Raw genomic sequence first — 22,715 nt, 5'->3', positions numbered from 1 at the left:
AAGGGAAGGGAGAGCGGAGCGGTCGGCGGGGCAGACGGTGCTGCCCCGCCGGGTACCTCAGGGTTCCATGTTGGCCGTATCCTGCTTGATGGTGCGGCCGGCCAGATAATAGTGCCAGCAGGCCCAGATATTCACCAGGGCAGCGGCAATCAGCGCATAGCGCAGACTTTCCATGCCATACAGGCCGCCGATCAGGTCACTGGTCAGGCCGATCAGCTGTGGGCCGAAGCCCAGACCGAACAGGTTCAGAACCAGCAACATCACCGCCGACGCCAGGGCACGACTGCGCAGGGGCGTCAGGCTCTGGATCATGGCGAAGCTCGGCCCGAGATAGAAGGCACCGAGGAAGACCGCCGGGATATAGGCAGCCAGGGCCAGATAGGTATTATCGATGGTGTAGAAGGCGATGATGAAGGGGATCGCCAGGATCTTGGCCAGGCCGACAATCCAGGCATTCCAGCTCTGGTTCTTCGCCGCCAGTCGGTCGGCGAGGATGCCGCCGATCCAGGCACCCAGACCGCCTACAACGCCCAGCAGCGGCCCCAGCAGTACGCCAACCTGGGTGGGGCTCAGGCCGTGGCTGCGCATGAGGAATGCCGGGTTCCAGACGATGGTGCCATAGCCGACCAGTGCGGTCAGGGTCACGCCGATCACCACGTGACGGGTAGTGCGCACTCGCCAGAGTACGGCCATGCCGGCGCGGATATTGATCTTGCCCTTGGGTGGCGGAGCCACGCCGTCCGCGAATCCGCGCGGCGGCTCTATCATGGTGAAGCGCACCAGCAGGGCGATCAGCAGGCCGGGAATACCTACGATGAAGAAAGCGGCACGCCAGCCCCAGGCATCGGCGACGAAACCGCCGACCAGAAAGCCGATCATGATGCCGAAGTACACGCCCAGGGCGTAGAGCGCCATGGCGCTGGAGCGTTCTTCCTTGGGATAGAGATCGGAAATCATCGAATGGGAAGGCGGGCTGGAACCGGCTTCACCGATACCCACGCCGACCCGGGCGATCGCCAGCTGCCAGAAGTTCTGCGCCATGCCGCAGAGGGCGGTCATCAGACTCCAGGTGGCAATGGCCCAGGCGATGATGTTGCGACGGTTGGAACGGTCGGCCCAGACGGCAATCGGAATACCCAGAGTCGCGTAGAACAGGGCGAAGGCAATTCCCGACAGGAAGCCCAGCTGGGTGTCGGACAGCAGAAGATCCGCCTTCAGCGGTTCTATCAGAATGCCCACGATATTGCGGTCAACGTGGCTGGATGTGTAGGCCAGTACCAGCAGGAACAGGGCCCAACGCCGGTAGCGTGGCGTGATGCGACTGGCAAAGTCGTCGCGGGCAGATGCCGATGTATCAGGCAGATGCGACATGGAGAGTCTCCGTATACTCTGGTTATTCTTGTCAGCCCGAAGCATACGTATGGCCAACCTCGACCACAATCGACTGGCGGGTCACATTTGTAGTGGATTTGTAATTGCTCCGGCGGCTTGAAACCGGGGGGTTCGCCCCCATATCCCAAGGTTGATCAATCGTGTATAGGCATGGCATGACGGCAGCAATCACAATTCGCGGGCTGAGGAAAACCTATCCCAACGGCATGCAGGCCCTGAGGGGGCTGGATCTGGACGTGGAGCAGGGCGACTTCTTCGCGCTGCTGGGCCCCAACGGGGCCGGCAAGTCCACTACCATCGGCATCCTGTCCTCGCTGGTCACCAAGAGCGAAGGTCAGGTCAGTATCTTCGGGCATGATCTGGACACCGACCTGATGGCCGCAAAGCGCTGCATCGGGGTGGTGCCCCAGGAGTTCAACTTCAGCCAGTTCGAGAAGTGCCTGGACATCCTCGTCACCCAGGCCGGGTTCTATGGCATTCCTGCCTCCGAGGCCAGGGAGCGCGCCGAACACTATCTGCGCCGTCTGAGCCTGTGGGACAAGCGCGATGTGCCCTCGCGCATGCTGTCGGGGGGCATGAAGCGCCGGCTGATGATTGCCCGGGCACTGATCCACGAACCTCGCCTGCTGATCCTGGACGAGCCCACCGCCGGTGTGGATATCGAGATCCGCCGTTCCATGTGGCAGTTTCTGGAAGAGATCAACGCCCAGGGCGTGACCATCATTCTGACCACTCACTATCTGGAGGAGGCGGAACAGCTGTGCCGCAATATCGCCATCATCGACAAGGGTCAGATCATCCATAACACCAGCATGCGTTCGCTGCTGAAGATGCTGCAGGTGGAGACCTTCCTGCTCGACTGCAAGGAGGCTCTGGCCGGTGCTCCCCAGCTTGAGGGCTACCCCTGCGAACTGATAGACGAGCATACCCTGGAGGTCCAGGTCGACCGGGAGCAGGGCATGACCCGGCTGTTTGCCGAGCTGTCAGCCCGCGGCGTCGAGGTGCTCAGCCTGCGCAACAAGAGCAACCGCCTGGAGGAGCTGTTCCTTCGACTGGTGGAAGGCAATTCGGAGAAGGAGGCGGTACGCGCATGAATTACTGGCGGCACAGCTGGGTAGCATTCTGCACCATACTGATCAAGGAAATCCGTCGCTTCACCCGGATCTGGGCGCAGACGCTGCTGCCGCCGGGTATCACCATGGCGCTGTATTTCGTGATCTTCGGCAATCTGATCGGCAACCGCATCGGCGACATGGGCGGTTTCGCCTACATCGATTACATAGTGCCTGGTCTGATCATGATGGCGGTGATCACCAACAGCTACTCCAACGTGGTATCGAGCTTCTTCAGCACCAAGTTCCAGCGTTCCATCGAGGAGCTGATGGTCGCGCCGGTTTCACCCCACGTGATTCTTCTGGGTTATACCCTCGGAGGCGTCGCTCGCGGATTGGCGGTGGGACTGATAGTGACCCTGATGTCGCTGTTCTTCACCCGTCTGCAGGTGCAGCACATTGCCCTGACCATAGGGGTGGTCTTCCTCACGTCGCTGGTGTTTTCCCTGGGCGGCTTCATCAATGCGGTGTACGCCCGCAGTTTCGATGACATCTCCATCGTCCCGACCTTCGTGCTGACACCGCTGACCTACCTGGGTGGGGTGTTCTATTCGATCAATCTGCTGCCCGACTTCTGGCAGGGCGTGTCACTGATCAACCCTATCCTGCATATGGTCAACGCCTTCCGCTTCGGGATTCTGGGGGTATCGGACATCAATATCGGGATCGCCCTGGGGCTGATGGCGGTATTCGTGGTGGGCCTGTACCTGTTCAGCTATCGCTTGCTGGTACGCGGCGTCGGCCTGCGGAACTGACGCCCCCGCGGTTGGCCTCGGGGCAGGGGACGGGTATGCTTGCGGGCTCACAGGAAGGAGACCCGCAGATGCATCCGGCAGAACAGTCGCCGCTCGGCAAGACCAGCGAATACAGTGGAATCTACACCCCCTCTCTTCTATACCCGATCCCGCGTCAGCCGATCTGGGAAGGACTGGGGCTGGACCCGCAGCGTCTGCCGTTCCATGGTGCCGATGTCTGGAACAGCTATGAGGTGTCCTGGCTGACTCCCTCGGGCAAGCCGGAAGTGGCGGTGGTGGAGTTCGTGTTTCCATTGACCCCGAGCTCGCGGATCGTCGAGTCCAAATCCTTCAAGCTGTATCTGAATTCCTTCAACCAGACCGTGTTCAGCGATCGGGCCGAAGTGCTGCGCACTCTGGAGTCCGACCTCAGTGTGACAGCCCAGGCGCCGGTATTGGTGCGGGTGCAGGACACCCATCGGATCCAGCAGCTGGGCATTGCCCGACTGCCGGGGGAATGTCTGGATGACATGGATGTGCGGATCAGCAGTTACGAATATGATCCCGGCCTCCTGCGGCTGCTGCCGGGCGCGCGCCAGGTGCGCGAGACCCTCAACAGCAACCTGCTCAAATCCAACTGCCCGGTCACCGGGCAGCCCGACTGGGCCAGCGTAATGATCAGTTACAGCGGCCCGGCGATCGACCGGGCCAGCCTGCTGCGGTACCTGGTTTCCTTCCGTCAGCACCGCGACTTCCACGAGCAGTGCGTGGAGCGGATCTTTCTGGACCTGCAGCGGCTGCTCGGTGAGGGTTGCGAGCTGAGCGTCCATGCACGCTACCTGCGTCGTGGCGGGCTGGACATCAACCCGTGGCGTTCCACCCAGCCGGGCATGCCCGACAATCTGCGGCTTGCGCGGCAATAGCCGCGTCTCAGATACCCATGTTCGACAGGGTCTGCACCACGTTGCGCAGGGTGGCGGAGAGGGTGGGGTAGCGTTCGGCGAAATCCTCCACCAACAGATTGATGCCGTCGGCCAGACTCGGATCGGCCACACTCTCCTCGTTGGCCTCGCTGACCAGCAGGCGGGCCTCCAGATTGTTGGCCAGCTCCTCCAGAGACCGACGTTCCTCGGCAGACAGATCGAACTCCGGGTCGTCCAGCGTCTGCTGCAAAGCCTCCAACTGGGCGCGTAACTGTTGTTCCGGCATGTACTGCTCCTTCTGATACCTGTGAATACACTATAGACCTTCCCCGGGGCCTGCAGTGCCGGTGGCTTGTCTGCGGCAATTGCTTCCCTGACAATGGGCAGGCCCCTTCTGCGGGGCAGGATTTGCTTTATACTGGCGGCCAGCGGTGTCCAGACCGCCTCCCATAATCAGAGAGTGTTGAACAATGAGATTACTGCACGCCACCGCCAGCGGTCTGCTGACCGGGATGCTCGCACTGTCCATGGCCACCTCGGTGGCGGCAGTCGAAGACGACTATGATGCAGAGGAGCTGTACAACCCGGACCCCTGGGAGCCGGTCAACCGTGCGGTCTTCCGTTTCAATGACACCCTGGACACCTATGCGCTCAGGCCCGTCGCCAGGGGCTACGACAAGGTCATGCCGCAGTTTCTGAATGATGGCGTGACCAACGTCTTCAACAACCTGGGCGAGCCGAAAAACCTGGTCAACAACCTTCTGCAGGGCAAGATGCGCGATGCGGGTATCGATACGGCGCGCTTCCTGCTCAACACCACCATTGGCGTGGTCGGCGTCTTCGATGTCGCCACCCGCATGGGGCTGCAGCGCAACGACGAGGACTTCGGTCAGACGCTCGGTGCCTGGGGCGTGGACAGCGGCCCCTTTGTCATGCTGCCGTTCTTCGGCCCCAGTACGGTTCGCGATGCCGGCGGACGGGCGGCGGACGGCCTGGCTGGCTACAGCTACCGCAGTCAGATGGATCATGTGCCCAGCCGCAACACCGCAACCGGCGTGGATGTGGTGGATACCCGGGCCGGATTGCTGTCCCAGGAACGTCTGATTCGTGGGGACAAGTACCGTTTCATCCGCAATGCCTGGTTGCAGAACCGCGAGTTCAAGGTCAGGGACGGGCTGGTCGAGGATGACTTCTAGGCAGGTTGCCTGCCGGGGCGGATGGGAGTAATGTCTGCCCCTTGGCAAAGTCAGGCCGTCCTGACTTCTGATAAACCCCTGTGGCCGACGAGCTCAGCCAGGCTTGCGGTAGAGACGTAGGGAATATATGCAGCGTCCCGGCACTACTTTGCTGGTTATCGATGACGACGACAAGGTTCGTCACAGCATAGCGATTCATCTTGAACAGTGCGGCTTTGAGGTGTTGCAGGCCAGCACCGCACGGGATGGGCTCGCGCTGATGGCGCGTCAGCGCCCGGCACTGGTGCTCTGCGACCTGCAGATCGAGGATGCCTGCATGAGCGGCATCGACCTGCTGACCCGCATTGGCGAACAGGGGCCGGAAACGCCCGCCATAGTGATATCCGCCAACGGGGTGATGAGCGAAGTGGTGCAGGCCCTGCGTCAGGGCGCCAGTGACTATCTGATACGCCCCCAGGATGACCTCGAGGTGCTCGAGCACGCGGTTCGCCGCTCGCTTGATCGCGCACGCCTGCGTAACGAGAACCAGCGCATCCGCGAACGCCTGGAACAGGCCAACCTGGAGCTGGAGAACCACCTGCGAGAGCTTCGCGATGACCAGGCCGCAGGGCGCCAGGTCCAGCTGAACATGCTCCCGGCGACCCCCTGGTCCAGCGGCGAGTTTCTGTTCGAGCACCGCATCATCCCCTCTCTCTACCTGTCCGGTGACTTCGTCGACTACTTCCGCATATCCGATACCCAGCTGGGCTTCTATCTGGCGGACGTATCCGGGCATGGGGCCTCCTCCGCCTTCGTGACCGTTCTGCTGAAGTTCATGACCACCCGCCTGCTGTACGAGCAGCGCAAGGTGCAGGAGCAGGGCCCCATCGCTTTCCGGCCCTCGGACGTGATGGATCACATCAACCGCAGTCTGATCAGTTGCCGGCTGGGCAAGCACGTCACCATGCTCGGTGGCGTCATCGACGAGCAGCGCCAGACCCTGACCTACAGCATCGGCGGGCATCTGCCCCTGCCCATTCTGGTGGCTGATGGCAAGGCCCGCTATCTCCAGGGAAAAGGACGTCCGGTCGGTCTGTTCGACGACGCGGAATACGAGAACCACGAGATACCGCTGCCGAGTCGCTTCTCCCTGACGCTCTGTTCCGATGGCGTGCTGGATTGTGTGGCAGGGACTACCCTGAAGGAGAAGGAAGACAATCTGCCGCTGCTGGTGGAGCAGGCTGGCGGTGACCTCTCCAGACTCATGGGACTGTTGGGCATGGCAGAGGCGAAGGTGATGCCGGACGATATCTCAGTTTTGCTGTTGAGCAGGAACCCGGAATGATGACCACTGGCAGGATTCAGTTTGCCGAATCCGATGGTACTTTCGTACTCAAGTTTCTTGGTGACGTGCGCCTGACCCTGTGTGCCGCGCTGGATGCCTACATCGAGAAGATCGTCAGTGCACTGCATTTCAAGTCGATTGTCATCGATCTGACCGAGACCGATAACATAGACAGTACCTCCCTGGGGTTACTGGCCAAGCTGTCGATCCTGTCCCGGGAAAGGGTCGGCCTGCTGCCCACCCTGGTGTCCACCCAGCAGGACATGCTTCGCCTGCTGCAGAGCATGGGTTTCGAGCAGATATTCAACATAGTGGCCGAAACCACCCCCACCGATGCCGAGCTTCAGGATCTGCCACCCCAGACGCTGTCCGAGGAGCAGGTCCGCGCCCGCGTGCTGGAGGCCCATCGTCTGCTGATGGACCTCAACGAGCATAACCGCAACGCCTTTGTCGATCTGGTGACCAGCCTCGAAGGCGATACCGAATCAGACGACTGCTGAACCAGCCCGCTCCTTGAGCAGTTGTTCGAGGCGGCGCTGATCCACCGCGAAGGCCCGGATGCCCTCGGCCAGTTTCTCGGTAGCCATGGCGTCCTCGTTGTGCGCCCAGCGGAACGCGGCCTCATCCAGTACCTGACGACTGTCATCGCATTGCGCGCTCAGCTGCGCAGCGGGCGCCAGAGGCCCCGGCTCGGCGGCCAGTTGCTGGAGCAGGGCGGGGCTGATGGTCAGACGATCGCAACCGCACAGCGCCTCGATCTGACCGAGATTGCGGAAGCTCGCGCCCATCACCACGGTCGCGTACATGTGCTGCTTGTAATAGCGGAAGATGCGTGACACCGATTGCACGCCCGGGTCCTCCGCGCCCTGGTAGTCACGACCCTCCTGCGCCTTGTACCAGTCGTAAATGCGACCGACAAAGGGCGAGATCAGGAACACCCCCGCATCGGCACAGGCCTGGGCCTGGGCGAAGGAAAACAGCAAAGTCAGGTTGCACTGGATACCTCGGCGCTCCAGCTCGGCTGCGGCCTGGATGCCCTCCCAGGTGGCGGCGATCTTGATCAGCACCCGGTCCCGAGTCACACCGGCGGCCTCGTAGAGCTCGATCAGACGTTGTGCCTTGTCCAGGGTGGCCTGGCGATCGAAGGACAGGCGGGCATCCACCTCGGTGGAGACGCGACCGGGAACCAGCTGGGCTATTTCCCGGCCCACGGCGACGGCGAAGTGGTCACAGGCTTCCTCGATCTGCTGATAGCTGCCCGACGCCTGTTCCAGCGCCTGGTCCAGCAGATGGACATACTCGGGTTGTTGCGCCGCCTTGAGCAGCAGGGAGGGGTTGGTGGTGGCATCCACCGGTTGCAGGGTGCGAATGGCGTCGATATCGCCGGTATCGGCAACAATCAGCGTGTGTTGCCGGAGACTGTCCAGCTTGCTTGGTGTACTTGTCATGGTGGTCCGAGGCAGGAAAGGAATGAGCTTCCGACCTTACCCCAAGCCTGTTACAGGGAGCAATCCCGCACTGCCAGACGTGCGGCCATATCCTCGAGAAGCTGATCGTAGAGCGCCAGCGGCTGCTCGGTGCGGTGCACCTCGGTGCTCAGTTGGCGGCGGAAATGTCGTGCACCGGGCAGCCCCTGGAACAGCCCCAGGATATGCCGCGTGACATGATGCATGCTGCCCCCGGCCTCGATGTGGCTGGCGATGTAGGGGCGCAGGGCCTGCAGTACCTCGATTCGGCTGCGGACCGGGGTCTTGTCGCCGTAGAAACGGCGGTCCACATCCGCCAGCAGGTAGGGATTGTGATAGGCCTCGCGGCCGACCATCACACCATCGAGCTCGGGCAGGTGTTGCTGCATGGCGTCGAGATCGGTCAGCCCGCCGTTGAGAATGACCTCCAGCTGCGGGAAGTCACGCTTCAACTGATGCACCACCTCGTAGCGCAACGGGGGAATCTCCCGGTTCTCCTTGGGTGACAGGCCCTCCAGAATGGCGATCCGTGCATGCACTATGAAGGTCTCGCATCCGGCCTCATGAACCCGGCCGACGAAATCCACCAGCTGCTCATAACTGTCGCGGCCATTGATGCCGATGCGGTGCTTCACGGTCACCGGGATGCTGCAGGCATCGAGCATGGCCTTCACCCCGTCCACCACCAGCTCCGGGTGCCCCATCAGGCAGGCGCCGATCAGGTTGTTCTGAACCCGGTCGCTGGGACAGCCGACATTGAGATTCACCTCGGCGTAGCCGGCCTGTTCGGCCAGCCGGGCACACTGGGCAAGCTCGCTTGCATCGCTGCCACCCAGTTGCAGCGCCAGGGGTTGCTCGGCGGAGTGGTAACCCAGAAAGCGCGCACGGTCACCGTGCAATACCGCACCCGTGGTCACCATCTCGGTATACAGCAGTGTGTGCCGACTGATCAGCCGGGCAAAGTAGCGGTAGTGACGGTCGGTCCAGTCCATCATCGGCGCCACGCAGAAGCGACGGGACGGGCCGAGGCGGGTGGTTACTGGCTTTGCGCTTGTTTCTGGCGTTGTCATGCGTGTCTCATTTGCTGCCGTTTCTGCCCGTTTGCAATCATTTTTGCCGTGTCGTTGCTACAATGTAGCAAACGGAAAACGGAATGTAGCAAAGTCATGGGGACGATCACGAGCAGGAAAAAAAAGGACGGGTCTGTAAGCCACACGGCCCAGATCCGGATCATGCGTAATGGCGTGAGAGTTTATCAGGAAAGCCAGACCTTTGATCGGAAACCGGCCGCCAAGGCCTGGATGAAGAAGCGCGAGACCGAGCTGGCAGAACCGGGTGCTCTGGAGCGCGCTGCGCGGGCAGGGGCAACGCTCAGGCAGATGATTGACCAGTACCTGGAGCAATTTGAGAAGGTGCGCCCGCTGGGCAAAACCAAGCGGGCGACCCTTCGTGCAATCGCTGAGTCCTGGCTGGGTGATGTGATGGATGCTGACCTGACCAGTCAAAAGCTGGTTGAGTACGCTGGCTGGCGGGCGAGCGAGGAGGGCGGCGGGGTGATGCCGCAGACTATAGGCAACGACCTGTCACACCTCGGCGCCGTTATGGCTGTCGCCCGGCCGGCTTGGGGCTATGATGTGGACCCGCATGCTATGGCCGATGCGCGCCGAGTGTTGCGCCGCATGGGCCTGCACAGCAAGTCCCGGGAGCGCGATCGACGCCCGGAGCTGGATGAATTGGAAAAGCTGCTGGAGCACTTTCAGGAGATGCAGCAGCGTCGGCCTTCATCTATCAACATGCTCAAGGTTATTGGCTTTGCGCTTTTCTCTACGCGGCGCCAGGATGAGATCACCCGTATTCGCTGGGCAGATCTGGATGAGGAACACCGACGGGTTATGGTCCGGGATATGAAAAACCCCGGCCAGAAAATCGGCAACAACGTCTGGTGTCACCTCCCGGATGAGGCGTGGGCAATCCTGCAATCCATGCCGCGGGGATGCGATGAGATCTTCCCTTACAACTCGTCATCCATCAGCGCGGCCTGGACCAGGGCCTGCAAATTCCTGGGAATCGAGGATCTCCGTTTTCACGATCTTCGGCATGAGGGCGTCAGTCGATTGTTTGAGATGGGCTGGGATATCCCGCGGGTGGCCAGCGTGTCCGGCCACCGGGATTGGAACTCGCTGCGGCGTTATACGCACCTGAAGCAGAACGTGGACCGGTATCAAGGATGGGACTGGGTGCAGGTGATTGTGGATGCGCCGGTTGAGCTTGGCGGGAGAGTGAAAGGCGGCTGAGCAGTTGCTCAGCTCGCCTTCTTGAACCGGCCATGGAGCTTGTCGTTCTCGTCCAGGGCCTTTTTCCTTTGTGCATCCAGGTAGGTAGCCAAGTCCTGCAGGTGAACGCCCCGTGCGGATTTCTGGCTGCCCTCCATGCGCGTGATGGGTATGTCGATTTCTCCCAGCGCCGCCTTCCGCAGCAACGCCTCGGGCGCTAGGTGCTGGAAGTAGTCTTCGCACACCTTTTCCACCGGCACGATGGCCAGCCCGTTGTACTGGGCCATCAACAGAAACAGCGTATTCATGCTGCCTCCCTCCTCAAGGTCTTGAGCGCTGCTGCAAACAGTCGCTCGGCTTTCTCGTCTTCCAGATCCTGCTGCACCGGCATGGCGATCCAGCCATAGCTGTGCACCTGGACTCCCTTGCCCTCGAGCGCGATGAGGATCTTCACCTCGGCCAGCAGCTGCTCGTGTTGCTCGTTCAGGGTGTCGACCAGTTCTGCCTGCAGCAGTGGGGCGCTTACGGTGACCCGGTTGATGTGCATGGCCTTGTCATCGGTCATCACGCAGCACAGTACAGCCCAGTAGTGCCGCAGCCGGGTGATCGCGGTGGCGGAGTACTCATCGAGTCGTACCACGCGCTCCCAGCGGATATCGGTTGAACGCACCTCTCCGCTGCCCAGGGCGCTGTGATGCACTATGGCAACGTGCTTCAGCAGGATGCTGGTCATCCGCTGCCGCCGCTTATGGATGCTGTGTTTGCGTTTTCTACTCATCGTGCACCTGCCTCAGCCTGTCGCTGGCCAGCCAGTTCAATCCCGTGTTCCCGGGCGATGCGCCGGACGGTGCCCGGTGCGACCTCAAGGTGGTCCGCGATCTGGGTGATGGTCCAGCGGCACTCGGCCAGGATGCGCACCTGCGGGGCGAGCTTCGCTCGGCGCTCGGCGTTGATCCGGCTGCGTGCCTCGGTGGCGGTCTTGATAGTCCGTTGCCGTGCGGCCCTTGCCGCCTCCGGCCTTGGTGGCGTCTTCTCGCGGAGTACCAGGTAGCCCCGGACTACGGTGTGCGACAGCCCAGCGGCCTTGGTTCGCCTGGCTTCCTCTCTCCAGCTGAGGTGCTCCACCGGCTTGCCTTTGTTGTCCAGCTGGGTGATGGTGCCGCCTGCCTGCAGGTAGGCCTCCACGGCGGCATCAATCTCTGCCTGCATCTCGGCGAGGCGCTCCGGCCGGCGGACGGATGTGACGGCGTAGTGGCTTCGGTCGATCATGCGGCCTCCTTCAATTCCCGGATCAGCCGCGACACCGGCACCGGGCATACGGCGTTGCCCATGAGGTGAACGGCCAGGCGGTGGTTGTCCGGCAGCTGGTAGTCGGCGGGGAAGCTCATCGCATCCCGGCACTCGAACCGGGTGAGCATGCGCATGCTGTCGCCATGGACGATTGCCCACCGGTCGCGGGTGGTGATGGTGCCGATGGGCCTGTCCAGACTGCGGCCGGTCATGGTGTTGCCGTAGTAGCTGATCAGGAACGTGTCGCCATGCTCCTTCCGGCCCGCTTCGATGCGGCGCAGTGTGTTCCTGGCTCTGCCGGGCTTGTCGATGCGGGTCCAGTTGCCGCTGTCCAGATCGATGAAGGAGCGGGCCGGGATGTGCTGCAGCGCCTGCAGGTTCAGCCGCAGTGGCGCCCGGGATTTGGCCAGCACCAGAAACATGCGCACCCGGTTCTGCGGTGCGCCGTGGTCGGCAGCATCAATGATGTGCGGGGCCACCGAATAGCCCAGCGCATTCATGGCCAGCTCCCACGGGCGGTAGAGCTGCCAGTCCAGAAACTCCGGCACGTTCTCCACGACAATCAGCTCCGGCCGGTGGTACTCCGCAGCGGACACGACCGCCCAGGCGGTTGAGCGGCTGGCATCATGCTGCGGGTTACCGTGCGCCTTGCCCCGGGCCTTGCTGTGCCCCTGACAGCAGGGGCTGGCCAGCATGAGGTCATGGGCAGGGACGTCCTCCCAGCGGGCCTGGTGCAGATCCTGGCAAACATGCTCGGCGTCCGGGTGATTGGCTGCATGCCAGCGCACCGCCTCGGGCCAGTGGTTTGCTGCCCATACCACCTCGCACCCAGCCATCGCCGCGCCGGTGGAAAACCCGCCCGCGCCGGCGAACAGATCAATGGCTTTCATGGGCGGCCTCCTGCATGGCGGTGTCGATGGCCTGTTCAATCTGTTCGGCCAGGCTCCCGATCCAATCAATCTCAATCCTGCTGCCATCCGGGTTGAAAGCATCAATCCAGCCGGCATCTTTTTCGACCTCGACGGTAATCCTCCAGCCCTCCGGTAAGTGCTGGGCTGCCCGTTGGATTTGCCGCTCTGTGGCCGCATCCTTGCGCAGCTTCTCGCACTCGGCTTGCAACCTTTCGTGATCAGCTTGCAACCTTTGGTAGTCGGCGAGGCGGATGAGGGGCTCGACCTCAGTGGGATAGGGCGGCTCCGCCAATTCAAGCGCTTGGCTGTAATCTGTGGTGGCCATATGTCGGCCACGATAGTCCCAGATCCATGCCACCACCTCGGGCTTATTGGTTGTCATGGCTGGGCTCCCTGCGCGCATCTTCAACGTGCTTGAGCAGTCCGGTCCGCCCCAGCTGGACCATCACGGCCATGTAATAGCGGACAGACGCGACGTTGTAGGTTTCGATAATCCCGCGCTTAATGAAGTATTTGCAGGCCTCAAAAAGCAGCGCGCCGGCCAGCACTATGGCCCCCGCCGCTGCCAGCATACCGAATGCAATTAGCAGCAGGCCGCCAGCTACGTGGGTGGTCGAATGGATAATGTCGATCATTCTGCCCCCCCTTTGCGGTAGGTGGCCAAGGCGGAGCGGGCTTGCTCTATCCAAGGCATTTTGGATTCTGCGGAACTGTCCCCGAAATATTCGTCGTGGTGGGAAACGATTGCCTCCAGCGCCTCCACCAGCCCGGCTGCGGCCAGCACCGGTTGCAGCACCTCCTTCCGGAAGTCAGCGAATTTCGCTATGCGCTCGGCTTCCTTCTCCGGCGTCACGTCGTATTCGTACTGCCGCTGTGCCGCCTCGATCACCAGACGGGAGGAAACGCCCTTGCCAAAACGTCCCGCCCCCACCTTTGCAGGCCTGTCCAGCCTCGGCCATTCGAAGGGCTGCTGTTCTGCGGGCTGCGGGGCAGCGTACAGCTTGGTACCCGGAGCAAGAACGGGAAGGCTCTTGCTGTACAGCTCTGCGAATATGGAAGATGGCGCGCCAAGCTCAAAGCGCACCTCGCCTACCGGCTCCCCCTGCACAGCAGGCGCGGCCAGTATCGCCATCCGCAACGCCAGCTCCATGTCGCCAAAGGGCATGTATGCTTCTGCTGCGGCGCTGACCATTTCCGGGGTTGGCGGGAATGGCACCAACTGGCAATCCGCCATCGATGTCGCCTTCGCCTCTACCCTGGGGGCCTCTGCTGCAAGCGGCTGCCGCCCCTGAATCGCCGCCGCTATCCGCGCAGCATGCGCCTGGTCGGCGCAGTGTAGGATGACAGCTTGGTCGTGCTGGGTGAGCGTGATGGCGGCCACTTCTTCGTCACCGATCAGGCGAAGGCCCAGGCTTACGCCCACCGGCGAGCGGGCCTCGCCGATGATCACGGTGCGGGCTTGGTCGGTTCTGGCTTTCATGACCGGCCTCCTGCAGGCGGCGCTGCCTCGATGAAGATGCAGTCCTGGTCGGCAGCCTTGGGCCCGCGCTCGTCGAACGCAGCTTCGCCCGCCAGCCCGGCATAGGCCGCCCGGTCTTCGTAGTTGTCGGCTTTGAATTCGCCCTGCTTGGAGCGGACCAGCTTCAGCAGCTCCATGAAATTCCAGCCGTCCTCCTCACTGAGGGGCTCGCGCAGCTTCTCGGCCAGCAGCACGTTGGCCAGGGCGACGGTCATGCCCATGCTGCGTTCGCCCTGTGGCTTGTCGTAAGTCACGGCCCGGTCCTGCATGTGGCCCAGGCCGGCTTTCAGGAAATCGGGTGCACGCATCACGCAATCTCCCTCAAACAGGCTGCTCGGTGAGCGGCAGCTGCAGCAGCGGCGTCGATCAGCTCCAGTTGCTCCTCCAGCTCGGCGATGCGCGCCTGGTGGTAGCGGATGGTGGCCACGGCGCGGCGGCAGTCATCGGTCATCTCCAGCGGGCTGATGCCGTTGTCCATCTGCGCGATGCGCTCTGCCCGGGGGTGGGCGTGGATAAGGCGCTGGATGCTGTCGCGGCTGCGGTTGATCTCGGCTGTCAGGTCGGCGGCGGTGGGGGTATTCACATTCATGCTGCGTCCTCCTCTGTGGCGATGAGGGGGCGCAGGCGGCTGAGCAGGACCTCACCCCGGCCGGCCAGCTCCTTGGTCATGCGGGCGTCGGCAAACTGCTGGTGGGCATGCAGGACGGGGCTGGCCAGGCGCAGCTTGGCGGTCATGTCCTCGAGCAGCTGGATCTCGGTGGCGGACAGGGCAGCGGCCTGGGTGGCCTGCAGCTTGGCAGCCAGCTCGTCATGCAGGCGACCATACTCGGCCTGGGCGGCGGTGGCAGTGCTGCGGGTTTCCTGCAGCAGGTTGTTGAGCTGGCGGAACTGGCGCTGGTAATCGACGCGTTGCTCGTCCAGTTGCTCGCGGTGGCGTTCGTCCTGTTGCTCCAGGGCGTAGGCGTAGTCAGTGCGCAGTTGGTCGAGCATCGGCTGTGCGTGGGCCCGGCCGCGCCGGTACGCTTCGCGCCCCAGCAGGCTGGCGGCGACCAGCAGGATAAAGCACCCAAGCGCGGCGACAACGATGTGGTAGAAGGTCATGGCATGTCTCCTATTGCCCGCCGCCGGAAAAAGGGTGGTAGGTGAAACGGCGGCGGGCTTTCATGGCTGTGTTGTTGGAATCAGTTGCCCGGGTTGAAGCTGCCCAGGGTCAGGTTGGTGATTTCGCCGATATCGGCGCGCAGCACCTCCTTGAACTCCTGCGCGATCTCTTCCTCCTGGGCCTCTTGCTGTACCCACCGCGCAACGAGCGTGGGCTTCTCGCCGGTGATAATGCTCAGGCGCAGGACAATGGTGCGCGGTGACAGGCCTTCATAGGGGCTGCAGGTGAACAGCAGGTCGGCAGGCTGTTGTTCAGCGTGTGCGGCCTCGATCTGATCCATGGTGCTGCGCCCGGCGCTGAAGTTGCTTTCAGTGCTGGTCCGCTCGGCGGTGGCTTTCACGGTGATGGTCCGGATCTTCTGAACGGCCACGCCCACGGGGATGTCTTCGCCCTGGGTACCGACAACCTGCAGGAAGGACGCCCAGTCCTCGATCCATTCCGCCAGTTGGCTCTGGCTCAAGCGTTGGCCAGCGAGACCTCGCACGGCGGCGAACGCGGCTGTGGGCTTCAGCTTGAGGCTGGCAGTGTCGTCGGCGTGGCCTGGCGCACCCTCGTCGCCCAGGTTGAAAAACACCTTGCAGCTCATGGTGTCCGCGTCAATGAAGCCATCGGCAACATCATCAGGCCCTTTGTTCTTCACTCGGCGCTCCACGTGCGAACAGAAGTCCGGCAGGCTGGTCGTGGTCATGCTGCCGCGAAAGCGGGAGCGGAACTCCTGCAGCTTCTCCAGCTGCTGCACGGCGTAGTGTTCCGGCAGCAGAATCGCCGGTGTGTGGGTATTCAGTTCGCGGCCAGCGGCGGCGGCATGGGTCGCGGTGATCTGGTTCAAAGCGTCAACAGTAAGCATGTATTCATTCCTTTCGATCAGGTGGGTGGTGGGGTCAGGTACGCGGCGTGACCGGCGCGTCTTCCTTCTTGAACAGCTGCCCCGTGGGGTTGTTGGCGAACAGCTGGAGGCCGTCCTCGGTGACGAACATGGGCGTCTCCAGTGCGGTGTCCTCGCGCCGGCTGCCACGCTTTGTTGGCTCGGTGAACTCCAGCTTGTGGGCGATCTTCACCTGATGGCTCTCGCCGATCTGGCTGATATCGAAGGTCACTTTCACCTGGCCTTTCTTGCCGTGGTCGACCACGGCACCGGCGACGGCGCTCAGGGCCTTGCCGAGCTGGTTGGCGAACACGCCAGCGTTGAGATTGGCGATGAATTCGCCGGGGTCGGTAGCTTTCATGTGGTAGCTCCTGGGGTTATGCCGCATCCGCGGCGTTGGTATTACCGGGCACCAGCTGCTGGTCGAGCCATGCAGCCAGGTCCGGCAGGGTGACTACCCGGGGTGCGCGGTTGGACCGGTGCAGCCGGGAGATCTTGATCTTGATGCGCCCCTCCGCGACCTCCCGCAGCAGGTGCTTGTCCGTCTGGATGTGGGGCAGGTGGTCTGCCCGCAGTTCCGCCAGGGTCACGTAGGGGCGGGTGTAGCGGCGTTGCAGTTGCTGCAGGGTGGCCGTCTCTGTGGCTTTGCTCATGCCGCTTTGCTCCTTGCCTCTTCCAGAAGCTGCAGCGCTTCCTCGGCCACGGCCAGGGCGGTGGCGCTGTCCACGGCGGTGGGGGTCTGAATGTGCATGCGCAGCAGCCGGATGGCACCCTCGGCGATGCTCAGCTGGCTCGCGGTGGCCGCTGGCTGATCCATGTCGCGGACGCTTATGCCCAGGCGCTGGCTCAGCCAGCGCACCCCGGCGGGAGTGACCAGTGCCATGCTGTACAGCTGGCCCCTGCCATTATTCCAGCTCGGATTGCGGGTGTGCTGGCGTAGCTCGACAGTGAAGTATCCGGCGTCGATATACCGCTGCGCAGGCAGGCGTTGATGGTCGATCACGCCCATGGCCTTGAGCTGGCTGATCAGCCGATTGCGACCGGTGCCCAGCCGGCGCGCCACCTGGGCCAGGGTCTGGTTATGCATGGCGGGCCTCCCGTTGGGCGTAGTCGGCTGCATTCATGGCCAGGTCAGCCAGGCGCTCGTACTGAGCCCAGCCGATCAGGCCGAGGCGAAACGCCAGACTGACGTACCCCAACGCCATGCCGTAGTACATGGCGCGGAACCCGCCATCGGTGGCGCGCCGCAGGCGCTTGAGCACGGACACCAGCACCTGGACAAACTCGTCCTGCTGCCCGCCGATCTGTGTGCTGGACTGGATGCTCATGCCGCCGCCTCCAGCTCCCCGTTCAGGGCGCCTTCTATCCATTGCTGGGCGGTCTGCATCACTTCGCGCAGGCTTGTGCGGGGGATGCTGATGCTGTGCATGCTGCTGCGGTGGCGCAGTGTCAGGTTGACCGCTTTCGGTTCCTGGGCGACGGACAGCTGGACGGTTTCCAGCGTTCGGCAGGGCAGGGCGGTGCCGGTGCGGACGAGCTGATGCACGAAGGTCCCGTCCAGGCGCAGCTGGGTGGCGAGCAGCAGCACGCCGTGCTGGGTCAACTGGAGTCTCATGCCGCACCTCCGCCGAACGGGTCGAAGTCGGCCGGTGCAGGCCTGCGCGACTGTTGGAGGGTGGCAGCCTTGTGGTTGCCGCCGATCACGACGGTCAGCCCGGTGCGGGCCATGACGGCGCGAATCACTGCGGGGTTACTGGCTGCAGCTGGGTGCAGATAGATGCGACATTGTTGTGCAGACATGGCGTTGAACCTGTGTGGTAGGTGAGTTCAACGCCAATCTAGACCACCTGTCAGGTATTTGCAATACCTCGCAGGTGTTTTTGTGGGTGGTGTTACGGGGTGGTTTTACAGGTCAGATATCTTCCACCTGGCGCGGCCGCAGATGTGCCACTCCTCTGTCAGCTTTATAACGCGCTCGGGCCAGGCCTCATTCAGCGCGTACAGGTAAAAGTCGTCGCCCTCCCTGCGGAGCTGTTTGAATGTCACGGCTTGGTCGCTGATGCGCTTGGCTACGACGAAGGAGCCCGGGGTGGCGTCCAGTGCTGGGTCGATGACTACCTTGTCTCCTTCCATGAAGCGAGGCTCCATGCTCACTCCCTCAATACGAAGTACGAAGGCGTTTGGGCCCACTGGGCCGGGTGCCTCAATCCATTCCTCGGCATCGCCGGGGTTGAATTCATCAAAGGCCTCGCAAAACGAACCAGCCATAACACTCCCTATCACTGGCAACTTCCGTCCGAGCTCCCCTGCCGGGCTGACGTTGTGCTGGAAGGGTGAGTCCAGGTAGCCCCGTGGGAGTGTGAAGGCCTGCTCGATCTCCCGCGCGATCTGATCGCCAATCTTCTTGGTCGGATTGGTGCCCGCGAAGGAGGAGACCTGCCCAGGTGATTTTCCTATGCGCTCGGCAAGGTCCTTGAGTTTCAAGTCCTTTTGTTCGAGCAGATGGCGTACGTGCTTGTAGCGCGTGTCGTAAATGGTCATGGGCTCAAGTGTGGGTAAAAATACCTCACAGGTAAATAAGCTGACGGGTATTGCGTAAAAACAACCTGACAGGTATCTTTACCGAAAAGGAGGACGCGAACATGAGATTGCGCGATTACATCAAAGCGCTGGATGAGGAGGAGCTTGCAGCCTATGCAGCTCGCTGCAGCACCACGGTCAACTATCTGACTACGCACATCCTTCGCGCCACCAAAGATCCGAGTGTAAGGCTGATGAAGCGCCTCGCCAGCGAAAGCCGAGGCAACGTCACCTTGCATGAGGTGTTAGAGCATTACGGTCTGGTGGATTGCCCAAGGGAAGCCGCCTGACAGTAAAAGGGTGTCCGGGGCGTTTCACCTACCACAGTTTCCCGCCCCGGACGTACGACACAGCCATGTCTAGTTGCGCCGTTAGTCAAACTATAAGGGGATGCCCGCGGTTTGACTATGGCGATGAGGGGTAACTTTCGCCATGAGTAGAGCCAGTCTGCTGCCCGAGCCGGTCATGGTGCCGGATATAGATCAAGCCATTTACCTGGCCAGCCGCGAGTTCAGAGGCGGAATCACCGCCCTGGCGTACACCGTCGCGGTGGACCCGGGTACCTTCCAGAAGAAAGTCAGCCTGACCAATACCACGCACCGGCTAAGCCTGCATGAGTTCCTGGCCGTGGCCGAAGCCACGGACGACGCTCGCATTGACGAAGCCTATGCCCGCCTGCGCGGCAAGGTGCTGTTCACGCCCCGCCCGGTACCGGCCACCCGGCAGGCCCTCGCGGCGCTGGCGGGGGTTATGCGCGCCGAAAGCGAGTTTGTGGAGAGCCTGCAGAAGGGCCTCGAGGACGAAGTGTGGGAGGCCCATGAGGTGGCCGCGCTGGAGCATCACGCCCATGTGCTGATTGGCACCATCCTCGGCATCCTGGCCGGCGCCAGGGAAGCAGCGGAGGGCCGTCGCAATGGATGAGCGTGCATTTGAATTGGCGCAGGAGCGCGAAGAAACTGAGCGTCAGGCGGCTATCGAGGCCCGGGTGCGTTACACGGGTGAGAGCAGGGAGATCTGTATCGACTGTGAGGACCCGATCCCGGAGGGGCGCCGCCAGGCGATCCCCGGCGTTGAGCGCTGCACCGATTGCGAGAGCATATGGGAGGCGCGTCATGGCTGACCTTCCTGATATCGAACTCGATGAGTTGCCGGACCTGCTGGCCCATATCAGCCCCGATGAAAGGGACGTGTGGTGGGAGGTGACCGCCGGCGTTAAGGCCGAATTTGGTGAGGCGGCGTTTTCGGATTGGGACAGCTGGAGCCAGGGCAGCGATCAGTACAAGCCGGGTGATGCCCGGTCAGTGTGGAAGAGCTGCAAGGGCGGGAAGATCGGGATCGGAACGGTGATCCACTACGCCAAGCAAGGCGGGTGGAAGCGTCGCAAGCGTGACCTGACCCCGAAGGAAAGGGAGCAACGCCGGGCGGAGCAGGCAGCGCGCCGTGCCAAGCGGGAGGCTGAGCGGGCCGAAGAGGAACGGCTGACGGCGGTGATGCAGGAGCTTGTCCAGGGCGGCACTCAGCGGCTGCTGACGGAGTTCACTGCGGCCCGCGGTAAGTCTGAGTACCTGACCCGTAAGCAGGTGGGGGCCTTTGGTGTGCGATTCGTCACCAGGGCGCTGGTGTTCAGCGTGGATAGTCGCCACGAGCGTACGGATATCTGGCTGGGCGCGGATATGGCCCGGTTCCTGCGGGAACTCCCGAAGGACAAGGCCGAGCGCGAGCATATCGGCTTCATGAAGATGGGGCCGGGTGACATCGTGATCCCGCTGGTGGATGAGGCCGGTGTGGTGTGGTCCTTCCAGATGATCAATGCTCAGGGTACGAAGCTGTTCCCGAAGTTCGGGCGCAAGTCGGGCCTGTGGCACTGGATCGGGCGGGCCGACCCCATGCCGATCATTGCGCTGGCTGAGGGGTACGCGACCGGCGTTTCTGTGTATCTGGCGACGGAGTGGCCGACCGTGATGTGCATTGATGTGGGCAACATGGCCAAGGTGGCCCGTGCGCTGGCTCGGCTGTTCCCGGATTCGCGGCTGATCATCGTGGGAGATGATGACCCCAAGGCCGATGGCACCAACCCCGGGCGAGTGGCTGCTGAGGCGCTCAGCCTGGAGCTGGGTATCACGGCGGTATTTCCGCAACGGCCGGAGGTTGCGGCATGACGGCGAAACAAGAAAGCTCCAGCCTCGACTGGAATGACCTGCATGTCGAGTTCGGGCTGGATGTAGTCCGGGAGCAGTTGCTGGCTGCGGCGGCAAATGAGCCGCCAGTGCGTACTGCCGGGTTGCCGGGCACGCCAGTGGATGAGGCTCCGGATCTTCCCCCGGCCCCATCTGAGGCAGCCGCCGGCGAGGCCGCACCACCATCTGAGGGGTCTGGGGAGAACGGCTGGACCTTGGACAAGATCCGGGTGCGGTTCGCGCTGGTGGAGGGCACAACGAGCGCCTTTGACCTGTACCGCAAGGCCATCATCAAGAAAGCAGCCTTTCTGGCCATGGTTGGCAAGGCGCTGGGCAACGAGTGGTATGACCTGCCCGACAAGAAGGGCATTGACCATGACCATGCCCGCCAGTTCGAAGCGGATGCCAAGCTGGGCAAGCGCATGCGGCAGGGCGGTGAGAAGGGTGTCACCAGCGATCCGTACTGGCGCTATGTGTACCTGGACGGCTCGCAGGATATCTATGATCGCAAGCTGCGTCAGCGTCTGCCGGCTGCAGCGGTGAAACTGGCGCTGGGTGATGCGTTTAGCACTTGGCAGAACAGCGAGAAGCGCTGGACCATTCCTGCCGCCAATCTGGTGTTCGACCCCCGCATGACCGAGAGCCCGAAGGATACGATCAACACCTTCGAGGGCCTGCCGCTCACGCCGAATCCTGATATGGACAAGTGCCAGGGCATCGTCTGGCTGATCAGCTTCCTGTGCAACGGTCAGAAGGATGCCATCGAGTGGCTCACCCGCTGGCTGGCGTACCCACTGCAGAACGTGGGGGCGAAGCTGGATACCGCCGTGCTGATGCACTCAACCATGGAGGGCTCTGGTAAGTCGCTGCTGTTCGGGGACATCATGCGCCCGATCTATGGCGAGTACGGTGCGACGGTGGGGCAGGTGCAGCTGGAAAGCTCATGGTCGCAATGGCAGTCCTCCAAGCTGTATGGGCTGTTCGAGGAGGTTGTCAGCCGCGACCAGCGCTACAACCAGACGGGCAAGATCAAGCACATGATCACCGGCAAGACGGTGCGGATCGAATCGAAGTTCATGAACGGCTGGGAAGAGGCCAACTACATGAATGCGGTGTTCCTGTCGAACGAGATCCTGCCCTGGCCGATCGGGGAGAATGACCGGCGGATGCTGGTGCTGTGGCCGGAGCAGACGCTGCCGGTGAAGGCGCAGAAGCGCATCGGCTGGGAAATCGCCAATGGCGGCATCGAGGCGTTCTACCAGTATCTGCTGGACTATGACCTGGGCGACTTCGACGAGAGGACGCGCCCTCCCCACACCCCAGCCCGGCAGCGGCTGGTCGAGTTGAGCAGAGCCAGCTGGGAGACCTTCTATTACCAGTGGAAGCAGGGGGAGCTGGGTGTGCCGTTCTCGCTGTGCCGCACGCAGGATATTCATGGGCTGTACCTGGAGTGGTGTGCCAGGGGCAAAGAGCATGGCCTGAGCGAGACCAAGCTGAGCCTGTTCCTCTCGACCAAGCCTGACACCTTCAAGTCGGGCGGCCAGATATTCTGGACAGATGACTTCAAGAATCGCCGACGAAGCATCTTCTTCGTGCCCTCCGATACGCCATCGGACCTGAACCTGTCCTCCGCGGCGGATGTCGGCCAGGCCGTCCGTGAGTGGCGGCTGGCGGCATGGCGAGCGGGCTGGTCTCCAGACAAGTGGGAGAACTGCCTGGGCTTCAATGCGCCGCTGGCGAGCGAGCGGGGTGGCGACAATGGTTGAGTATCTGTCCGGGGTGTCTAGGGTT

General features: G+C 62.5%; 34 protein-coding genes. 12 read left to right on the top strand and 22 right to left on the bottom strand.

The annotated features are described in order from the left end of the window. Positions 1 to 57: 57 nt before the first annotated feature. Positions 58 to 1,371, bottom strand: coding sequence for a spinster family MFS transporter (locus BM046_RS04590; RefSeq protein WP_090537446.1), 1,314 nt, complete (start codon positions 1,369 to 1,371; stop codon positions 58 to 60). Positions 1,372 to 1,547: 176 nt separating this feature from the next. Here BM046_RS04590 and BM046_RS04585 point away from each other — a divergent pair, with 176 nt between their 5' ends. The 3 genes from BM046_RS04585 to queF all read left to right on the top strand — a co-directional run bounded on the left by BM046_RS04585 (position 1,548) and on the right by queF (position 4,161). Then, positions 1,548 to 2,486: an ABC transporter ATP-binding protein gene (locus BM046_RS04585; protein ID WP_090537444.1), complete on the top strand. Its 939-nt coding sequence runs from the start codon at positions 1,548 to 1,550 to the stop codon at positions 2,484 to 2,486. After that, on the top strand, positions 2,483 to 3,259 hold the full coding sequence (locus BM046_RS04580; protein WP_090537442.1) for an ABC transporter permease: 777 nt from the start codon (positions 2,483 to 2,485) through the stop codon (positions 3,257 to 3,259). Before BM046_RS04585 ends, BM046_RS04580 begins: the two co-directional genes overlap by 4 nt. 68 nt (positions 3,260 to 3,327) lie before the next feature. Next, complete coding sequence (gene queF / locus BM046_RS04575) at positions 3,328 to 4,161, top strand: NADPH-dependent 7-cyano-7-deazaguanine reductase QueF (protein WP_090537440.1); 834 nt, start codon at positions 3,328 to 3,330, stop codon at positions 4,159 to 4,161. A gap of 7 nt (positions 4,162 to 4,168) precedes the next feature. Here the strand turns inward: queF and BM046_RS04570 are convergent, their stop codons facing one another. Continuing rightward, positions 4,169 to 4,447, bottom strand: a complete 279-nt coding sequence (locus tag BM046_RS04570) for a DUF4404 family protein (protein ID WP_090537438.1) — start codon at positions 4,445 to 4,447, stop codon at positions 4,169 to 4,171. Positions 4,448 to 4,640: 193 nt separating this feature from the next. Here BM046_RS04570 and BM046_RS04565 point away from each other — a divergent pair, with 193 nt between their 5' ends. The 3 genes from BM046_RS04565 (at position 4,641) to rssC (ending at position 7,181) form a co-directional block, all read left to right on the top strand. Next, positions 4,641 to 5,357, top strand: coding sequence for an MlaA family lipoprotein (locus tag BM046_RS04565; RefSeq protein ID WP_235818575.1), 717 nt, complete (start codon positions 4,641 to 4,643; stop codon positions 5,355 to 5,357). Positions 5,358 to 5,484: 127 nt separating this feature from the next. After that, on the top strand, positions 5,485 to 6,681 hold the full coding sequence (locus BM046_RS04560) for a PP2C family protein-serine/threonine phosphatase (RefSeq protein WP_090537436.1): 1,197 nt from the start codon (positions 5,485 to 5,487) through the stop codon (positions 6,679 to 6,681). Further along, positions 6,681 to 7,181 (top strand): anti-sigma factor antagonist RssC, encoded by a 501-nt coding sequence (gene rssC, locus BM046_RS04555; protein WP_090537736.1) that lies wholly within the window; start codon positions 6,681 to 6,683, stop codon positions 7,179 to 7,181. The genes BM046_RS04560 and rssC overlap by 1 nt, the downstream gene beginning before the upstream one ends. Here rssC and tal read toward each other — a convergent pair. Then, the gene (gene tal / locus BM046_RS04550; protein WP_090537434.1) at positions 7,167 to 8,129 is read right to left on the bottom strand and encodes a transaldolase; all 963 of its coding nucleotides are present in this window, start codon (positions 8,127 to 8,129) and stop codon (positions 7,167 to 7,169) included. The two genes, rssC and tal, sit on opposite strands and share 15 nt — an antisense overlap. A gap of 50 nt (positions 8,130 to 8,179) precedes the next feature. Then, positions 8,180 to 9,217, bottom strand: coding sequence for a tRNA dihydrouridine(20/20a) synthase DusA (gene dusA / locus BM046_RS04545; protein ID WP_090537433.1), 1,038 nt, complete (start codon positions 9,215 to 9,217; stop codon positions 8,180 to 8,182). 96 nt (positions 9,218 to 9,313) lie between these two features. On the opposite strand from dusA, the gene BM046_RS04540 reads away from it, so the two are divergent. Then, positions 9,314 to 10,441, top strand: coding sequence for a site-specific integrase (locus BM046_RS04540; RefSeq protein WP_090537431.1), 1,128 nt, complete (start codon positions 9,314 to 9,316; stop codon positions 10,439 to 10,441). 8 nt (positions 10,442 to 10,449) lie between these two features. On the opposite strand, the gene BM046_RS04535 is transcribed toward BM046_RS04540, so the two are convergent. From BM046_RS04535 to BM046_RS04455, 18 genes are all read right to left on the bottom strand, one after another. Then, positions 10,450 to 10,728 (bottom strand): pyocin activator PrtN family protein, encoded by a 279-nt coding sequence (locus BM046_RS04535; protein WP_090537430.1) that lies wholly within the window; start codon positions 10,726 to 10,728, stop codon positions 10,450 to 10,452. Then, the gene (locus tag BM046_RS04530; protein ID WP_143084154.1) at positions 10,725 to 11,198 is read right to left on the bottom strand and encodes a hypothetical protein; all 474 of its coding nucleotides are present in this window, start codon (positions 11,196 to 11,198) and stop codon (positions 10,725 to 10,727) included. Before BM046_RS04530 ends, BM046_RS04535 begins: the two co-directional genes overlap by 4 nt. Next, positions 11,195 to 11,629: a hypothetical protein gene (locus tag BM046_RS04525; RefSeq protein WP_143084153.1), complete on the bottom strand. Its 435-nt coding sequence runs from the start codon at positions 11,627 to 11,629 to the stop codon at positions 11,195 to 11,197. Before BM046_RS04525 ends, BM046_RS04530 begins: the two co-directional genes overlap by 4 nt. A 56-nt stretch (positions 11,630 to 11,685) precedes the next feature. Beyond that, a complete protein-coding gene (locus tag BM046_RS04520; protein WP_090537425.1) occupies positions 11,686 to 12,600 on the bottom strand; it encodes a DNA cytosine methyltransferase in 915 nt (304 codons plus the stop codon). Then, a complete protein-coding gene (locus tag BM046_RS04515; protein WP_143084152.1) occupies positions 12,587 to 13,003 on the bottom strand; it encodes a hypothetical protein in 417 nt (138 codons plus the stop codon). Before BM046_RS04515 ends, BM046_RS04520 begins: the two co-directional genes overlap by 14 nt. After that, positions 12,990 to 13,256, bottom strand: coding sequence for a hypothetical protein (locus BM046_RS04510; RefSeq protein WP_090537420.1), 267 nt, complete (start codon positions 13,254 to 13,256; stop codon positions 12,990 to 12,992). Before BM046_RS04510 ends, BM046_RS04515 begins: the two co-directional genes overlap by 14 nt. Then, positions 13,253 to 14,101: a hypothetical protein gene (locus BM046_RS04505; protein ID WP_090537417.1), complete on the bottom strand. Its 849-nt coding sequence runs from the start codon at positions 14,099 to 14,101 to the stop codon at positions 13,253 to 13,255. Before BM046_RS04505 ends, BM046_RS04510 begins: the two co-directional genes overlap by 4 nt. Continuing rightward, positions 14,098 to 14,448: a DUF6378 domain-containing protein gene (locus tag BM046_RS04500; RefSeq protein WP_090537416.1), complete on the bottom strand. Its 351-nt coding sequence runs from the start codon at positions 14,446 to 14,448 to the stop codon at positions 14,098 to 14,100. Before BM046_RS04500 ends, BM046_RS04505 begins: the two co-directional genes overlap by 4 nt. Then, on the bottom strand, positions 14,448 to 14,729 hold the full coding sequence (locus tag BM046_RS04495; RefSeq protein WP_090537414.1) for a hypothetical protein: 282 nt from the start codon (positions 14,727 to 14,729) through the stop codon (positions 14,448 to 14,450). Before BM046_RS04495 ends, BM046_RS04500 begins: the two co-directional genes overlap by 1 nt. Continuing rightward, positions 14,726 to 15,241 carry a hypothetical protein gene (locus BM046_RS04490; RefSeq protein ID WP_090537412.1) on the bottom strand — a complete coding sequence of 172 codons (516 nt, stop codon included), beginning with the start codon at positions 15,239 to 15,241 and terminating at the stop codon, positions 14,726 to 14,728. Before BM046_RS04490 ends, BM046_RS04495 begins: the two co-directional genes overlap by 4 nt. A gap of 80 nt (positions 15,242 to 15,321) precedes the next feature. Then, positions 15,322 to 16,149, bottom strand: coding sequence for a DUF2303 family protein (locus tag BM046_RS04485; protein ID WP_090537408.1), 828 nt, complete (start codon positions 16,147 to 16,149; stop codon positions 15,322 to 15,324). Between the two features lie 34 nt (positions 16,150 to 16,183). After that, positions 16,184 to 16,528, bottom strand: a complete 345-nt coding sequence (locus BM046_RS04480) for a hypothetical protein (RefSeq protein WP_090537407.1) — start codon at positions 16,526 to 16,528, stop codon at positions 16,184 to 16,186. A gap of 16 nt (positions 16,529 to 16,544) precedes the next feature. Then, positions 16,545 to 16,820, bottom strand: coding sequence for a pyocin activator PrtN family protein (locus BM046_RS04475; protein WP_090537405.1), 276 nt, complete (start codon positions 16,818 to 16,820; stop codon positions 16,545 to 16,547). Beyond that, on the bottom strand, positions 16,817 to 17,254 hold the full coding sequence (locus BM046_RS04470; RefSeq protein WP_177197785.1) for a phage antirepressor KilAC domain-containing protein: 438 nt from the start codon (positions 17,252 to 17,254) through the stop codon (positions 16,817 to 16,819). Before BM046_RS04470 ends, BM046_RS04475 begins: the two co-directional genes overlap by 4 nt. Further along, positions 17,247 to 17,495 (bottom strand): hypothetical protein, encoded by a 249-nt coding sequence (locus BM046_RS04465; RefSeq protein ID WP_090537401.1) that lies wholly within the window; start codon positions 17,493 to 17,495, stop codon positions 17,247 to 17,249. The genes BM046_RS04470 and BM046_RS04465 overlap by 8 nt, the downstream gene beginning before the upstream one ends. After that, entirely contained in the window at positions 17,492 to 17,782 is a 291-nt protein-coding gene (locus tag BM046_RS04460; protein WP_143084151.1) for a hypothetical protein, read from the bottom strand. Before BM046_RS04460 ends, BM046_RS04465 begins: the two co-directional genes overlap by 4 nt. Next, positions 17,779 to 17,967, bottom strand: coding sequence for a hypothetical protein (locus tag BM046_RS16105; RefSeq protein WP_143084150.1), 189 nt, complete (start codon positions 17,965 to 17,967; stop codon positions 17,779 to 17,781). Before BM046_RS16105 ends, BM046_RS04460 begins: the two co-directional genes overlap by 4 nt. A 105-nt stretch (positions 17,968 to 18,072) precedes the next feature. Then, positions 18,073 to 18,708 (bottom strand): LexA family protein, encoded by a 636-nt coding sequence (locus BM046_RS04455; RefSeq protein WP_090537397.1) that lies wholly within the window; start codon positions 18,706 to 18,708, stop codon positions 18,073 to 18,075. Positions 18,709 to 18,809: 101 nt separating this feature from the next. Between BM046_RS04455 and BM046_RS04450 the strand changes: the two genes are divergently transcribed. The 5 genes from BM046_RS04450 (at position 18,810) to BM046_RS04430 (ending at position 22,690) form a co-directional block, all read left to right on the top strand. Further along, the gene (locus BM046_RS04450; RefSeq protein ID WP_090537394.1) at positions 18,810 to 19,037 is read left to right on the top strand and encodes a hypothetical protein; all 228 of its coding nucleotides are present in this window, start codon (positions 18,810 to 18,812) and stop codon (positions 19,035 to 19,037) included. Positions 19,038 to 19,179: 142 nt separating this feature from the next. After that, positions 19,180 to 19,668 (top strand): phage regulatory CII family protein, encoded by a 489-nt coding sequence (locus BM046_RS04445; protein ID WP_090537392.1) that lies wholly within the window; start codon positions 19,180 to 19,182, stop codon positions 19,666 to 19,668. Further along, positions 19,661 to 19,867, top strand: coding sequence for a TraR/DksA C4-type zinc finger protein (locus tag BM046_RS04440; RefSeq protein ID WP_090537390.1), 207 nt, complete (start codon positions 19,661 to 19,663; stop codon positions 19,865 to 19,867). Before BM046_RS04445 ends, BM046_RS04440 begins: the two co-directional genes overlap by 8 nt. Continuing rightward, the gene (locus BM046_RS04435; RefSeq protein ID WP_090537388.1) at positions 19,860 to 20,906 is read left to right on the top strand and encodes a PriCT-2 domain-containing protein; all 1,047 of its coding nucleotides are present in this window, start codon (positions 19,860 to 19,862) and stop codon (positions 20,904 to 20,906) included. Before BM046_RS04440 ends, BM046_RS04435 begins: the two co-directional genes overlap by 8 nt. After that, positions 20,903 to 22,690: a primase-helicase family protein gene (locus BM046_RS04430; protein ID WP_090537386.1), complete on the top strand. Its 1,788-nt coding sequence runs from the start codon at positions 20,903 to 20,905 to the stop codon at positions 22,688 to 22,690. The genes BM046_RS04435 and BM046_RS04430 overlap by 4 nt, the downstream gene beginning before the upstream one ends. Positions 22,691 to 22,715 lie beyond the last annotated feature (25 nt).

It is taken from the genome of Halopseudomonas formosensis, assembly GCF_900115905.1.
GTDB classification, from domain to species: Bacteria; Pseudomonadota; Gammaproteobacteria; order Pseudomonadales; family Pseudomonadaceae; genus Halopseudomonas; species Halopseudomonas formosensis.
Note: the sequence above shows the minus strand (reverse complement) of the source record. Positions and strands in the feature narration are given on the sequence as shown.

Excerpts from the sequence above, each read along its gene's own strand:
- BM046_RS04520 (WP_090537425.1), bottom strand. The coding sequence starts at position 12,600 with ATGAAAGCCATTGATCTGTTCGCCGGCGCGGGCGGGTTTTCCACCGGC.
- BM046_RS04585 (WP_090537444.1), top strand. The coding sequence starts at position 1,548 with ATGACGGCAGCAATCACAATTCGCGGGCTGAGGAAAACCTATCCCAAC.
- BM046_RS04535 (WP_090537430.1), bottom strand. The coding sequence starts at position 10,728 with ATGAATACGCTGTTTCTGTTGATGGCCCAGTACAACGGGCTGGCCATC.
- BM046_RS04515 (WP_143084152.1), bottom strand. The coding sequence starts at position 13,003 with ATGACAACCAATAAGCCCGAGGTGGTGGCATGGATCTGGGACTATCGT.
- BM046_RS04510 (WP_090537420.1), bottom strand. The coding sequence starts at position 13,256 with ATGATCGACATTATCCATTCGACCACCCACGTAGCTGGCGGCCTGCTG.
- BM046_RS04590 (WP_090537446.1), bottom strand. The coding sequence starts at position 1,371 with ATGTCGCATCTGCCTGATACATCGGCATCTGCCCGCGACGACTTTGCC.
- BM046_RS04440 (WP_090537390.1), top strand. The coding sequence starts at position 19,661 with ATGGATGAGCGTGCATTTGAATTGGCGCAGGAGCGCGAAGAAACTGAG.
- tal (WP_090537434.1), bottom strand. The coding sequence starts at position 8,129 with ATGACAAGTACACCAAGCAAGCTGGACAGTCTCCGGCAACACACGCTG.
- BM046_RS04475 (WP_090537405.1), bottom strand. The coding sequence starts at position 16,820 with ATGAGCAAAGCCACAGAGACGGCCACCCTGCAGCAACTGCAACGCCGC.
- BM046_RS04560 (WP_090537436.1), top strand. The coding sequence starts at position 5,485 with ATGCAGCGTCCCGGCACTACTTTGCTGGTTATCGATGACGACGACAAG.
- BM046_RS04525 (WP_143084153.1), bottom strand. The coding sequence starts at position 11,629 with ATGCAGGCAGAGATTGATGCCGCCGTGGAGGCCTACCTGCAGGCAGGC.
- BM046_RS04450 (WP_090537394.1), top strand. The coding sequence starts at position 18,810 with ATGAGATTGCGCGATTACATCAAAGCGCTGGATGAGGAGGAGCTTGCA.
- BM046_RS04500 (WP_090537416.1), bottom strand. The coding sequence starts at position 14,448 with ATGCGTGCACCCGATTTCCTGAAAGCCGGCCTGGGCCACATGCAGGAC.
- BM046_RS04470 (WP_177197785.1), bottom strand. The coding sequence starts at position 17,254 with ATGCATAACCAGACCCTGGCCCAGGTGGCGCGCCGGCTGGGCACCGGT.
- dusA (WP_090537433.1), bottom strand. The coding sequence starts at position 9,217 with ATGACAACGCCAGAAACAAGCGCAAAGCCAGTAACCACCCGCCTCGGC.
- queF (WP_090537440.1), top strand. The coding sequence starts at position 3,328 with ATGCATCCGGCAGAACAGTCGCCGCTCGGCAAGACCAGCGAATACAGT.
- BM046_RS16105 (WP_143084150.1), bottom strand. The coding sequence starts at position 17,967 with ATGTCTGCACAACAATGTCGCATCTATCTGCACCCAGCTGCAGCCAGT.
- BM046_RS04460 (WP_143084151.1), bottom strand. The coding sequence starts at position 17,782 with ATGAGACTCCAGTTGACCCAGCACGGCGTGCTGCTGCTCGCCACCCAG.
- BM046_RS04480 (WP_090537407.1), bottom strand. The coding sequence starts at position 16,528 with ATGAAAGCTACCGACCCCGGCGAATTCATCGCCAATCTCAACGCTGGC.
- BM046_RS04495 (WP_090537414.1), bottom strand. The coding sequence starts at position 14,729 with ATGAATGTGAATACCCCCACCGCCGCCGACCTGACAGCCGAGATCAAC.
- BM046_RS04505 (WP_090537417.1), bottom strand. The coding sequence starts at position 14,101 with ATGAAAGCCAGAACCGACCAAGCCCGCACCGTGATCATCGGCGAGGCC.
- BM046_RS04570 (WP_090537438.1), bottom strand. The coding sequence starts at position 4,447 with ATGCCGGAACAACAGTTACGCGCCCAGTTGGAGGCTTTGCAGCAGACG.
- rssC (WP_090537736.1), top strand. The coding sequence starts at position 6,681 with ATGACCACTGGCAGGATTCAGTTTGCCGAATCCGATGGTACTTTCGTA.
- BM046_RS04540 (WP_090537431.1), top strand. The coding sequence starts at position 9,314 with ATGGGGACGATCACGAGCAGGAAAAAAAAGGACGGGTCTGTAAGCCAC.
- BM046_RS04490 (WP_090537412.1), bottom strand. The coding sequence starts at position 15,241 with ATGACCTTCTACCACATCGTTGTCGCCGCGCTTGGGTGCTTTATCCTG.
- BM046_RS04485 (WP_090537408.1), bottom strand. The coding sequence starts at position 16,149 with ATGCTTACTGTTGACGCTTTGAACCAGATCACCGCGACCCATGCCGCC.
- BM046_RS04455 (WP_090537397.1), bottom strand. The coding sequence starts at position 18,708 with ATGACCATTTACGACACGCGCTACAAGCACGTACGCCATCTGCTCGAA.
- BM046_RS04465 (WP_090537401.1), bottom strand. The coding sequence starts at position 17,495 with ATGAGCATCCAGTCCAGCACACAGATCGGCGGGCAGCAGGACGAGTTT.
- BM046_RS04580 (WP_090537442.1), top strand. The coding sequence starts at position 2,483 with ATGAATTACTGGCGGCACAGCTGGGTAGCATTCTGCACCATACTGATC.
- BM046_RS04445 (WP_090537392.1), top strand. The coding sequence starts at position 19,180 with ATGAGTAGAGCCAGTCTGCTGCCCGAGCCGGTCATGGTGCCGGATATA.
- BM046_RS04530 (WP_143084154.1), bottom strand. The coding sequence starts at position 11,198 with ATGAGTAGAAAACGCAAACACAGCATCCATAAGCGGCGGCAGCGGATG.
- BM046_RS04435 (WP_090537388.1), top strand. The coding sequence starts at position 19,860 with ATGGCTGACCTTCCTGATATCGAACTCGATGAGTTGCCGGACCTGCTG.
- BM046_RS04430 (WP_090537386.1), top strand. The coding sequence starts at position 20,903 with ATGACGGCGAAACAAGAAAGCTCCAGCCTCGACTGGAATGACCTGCAT.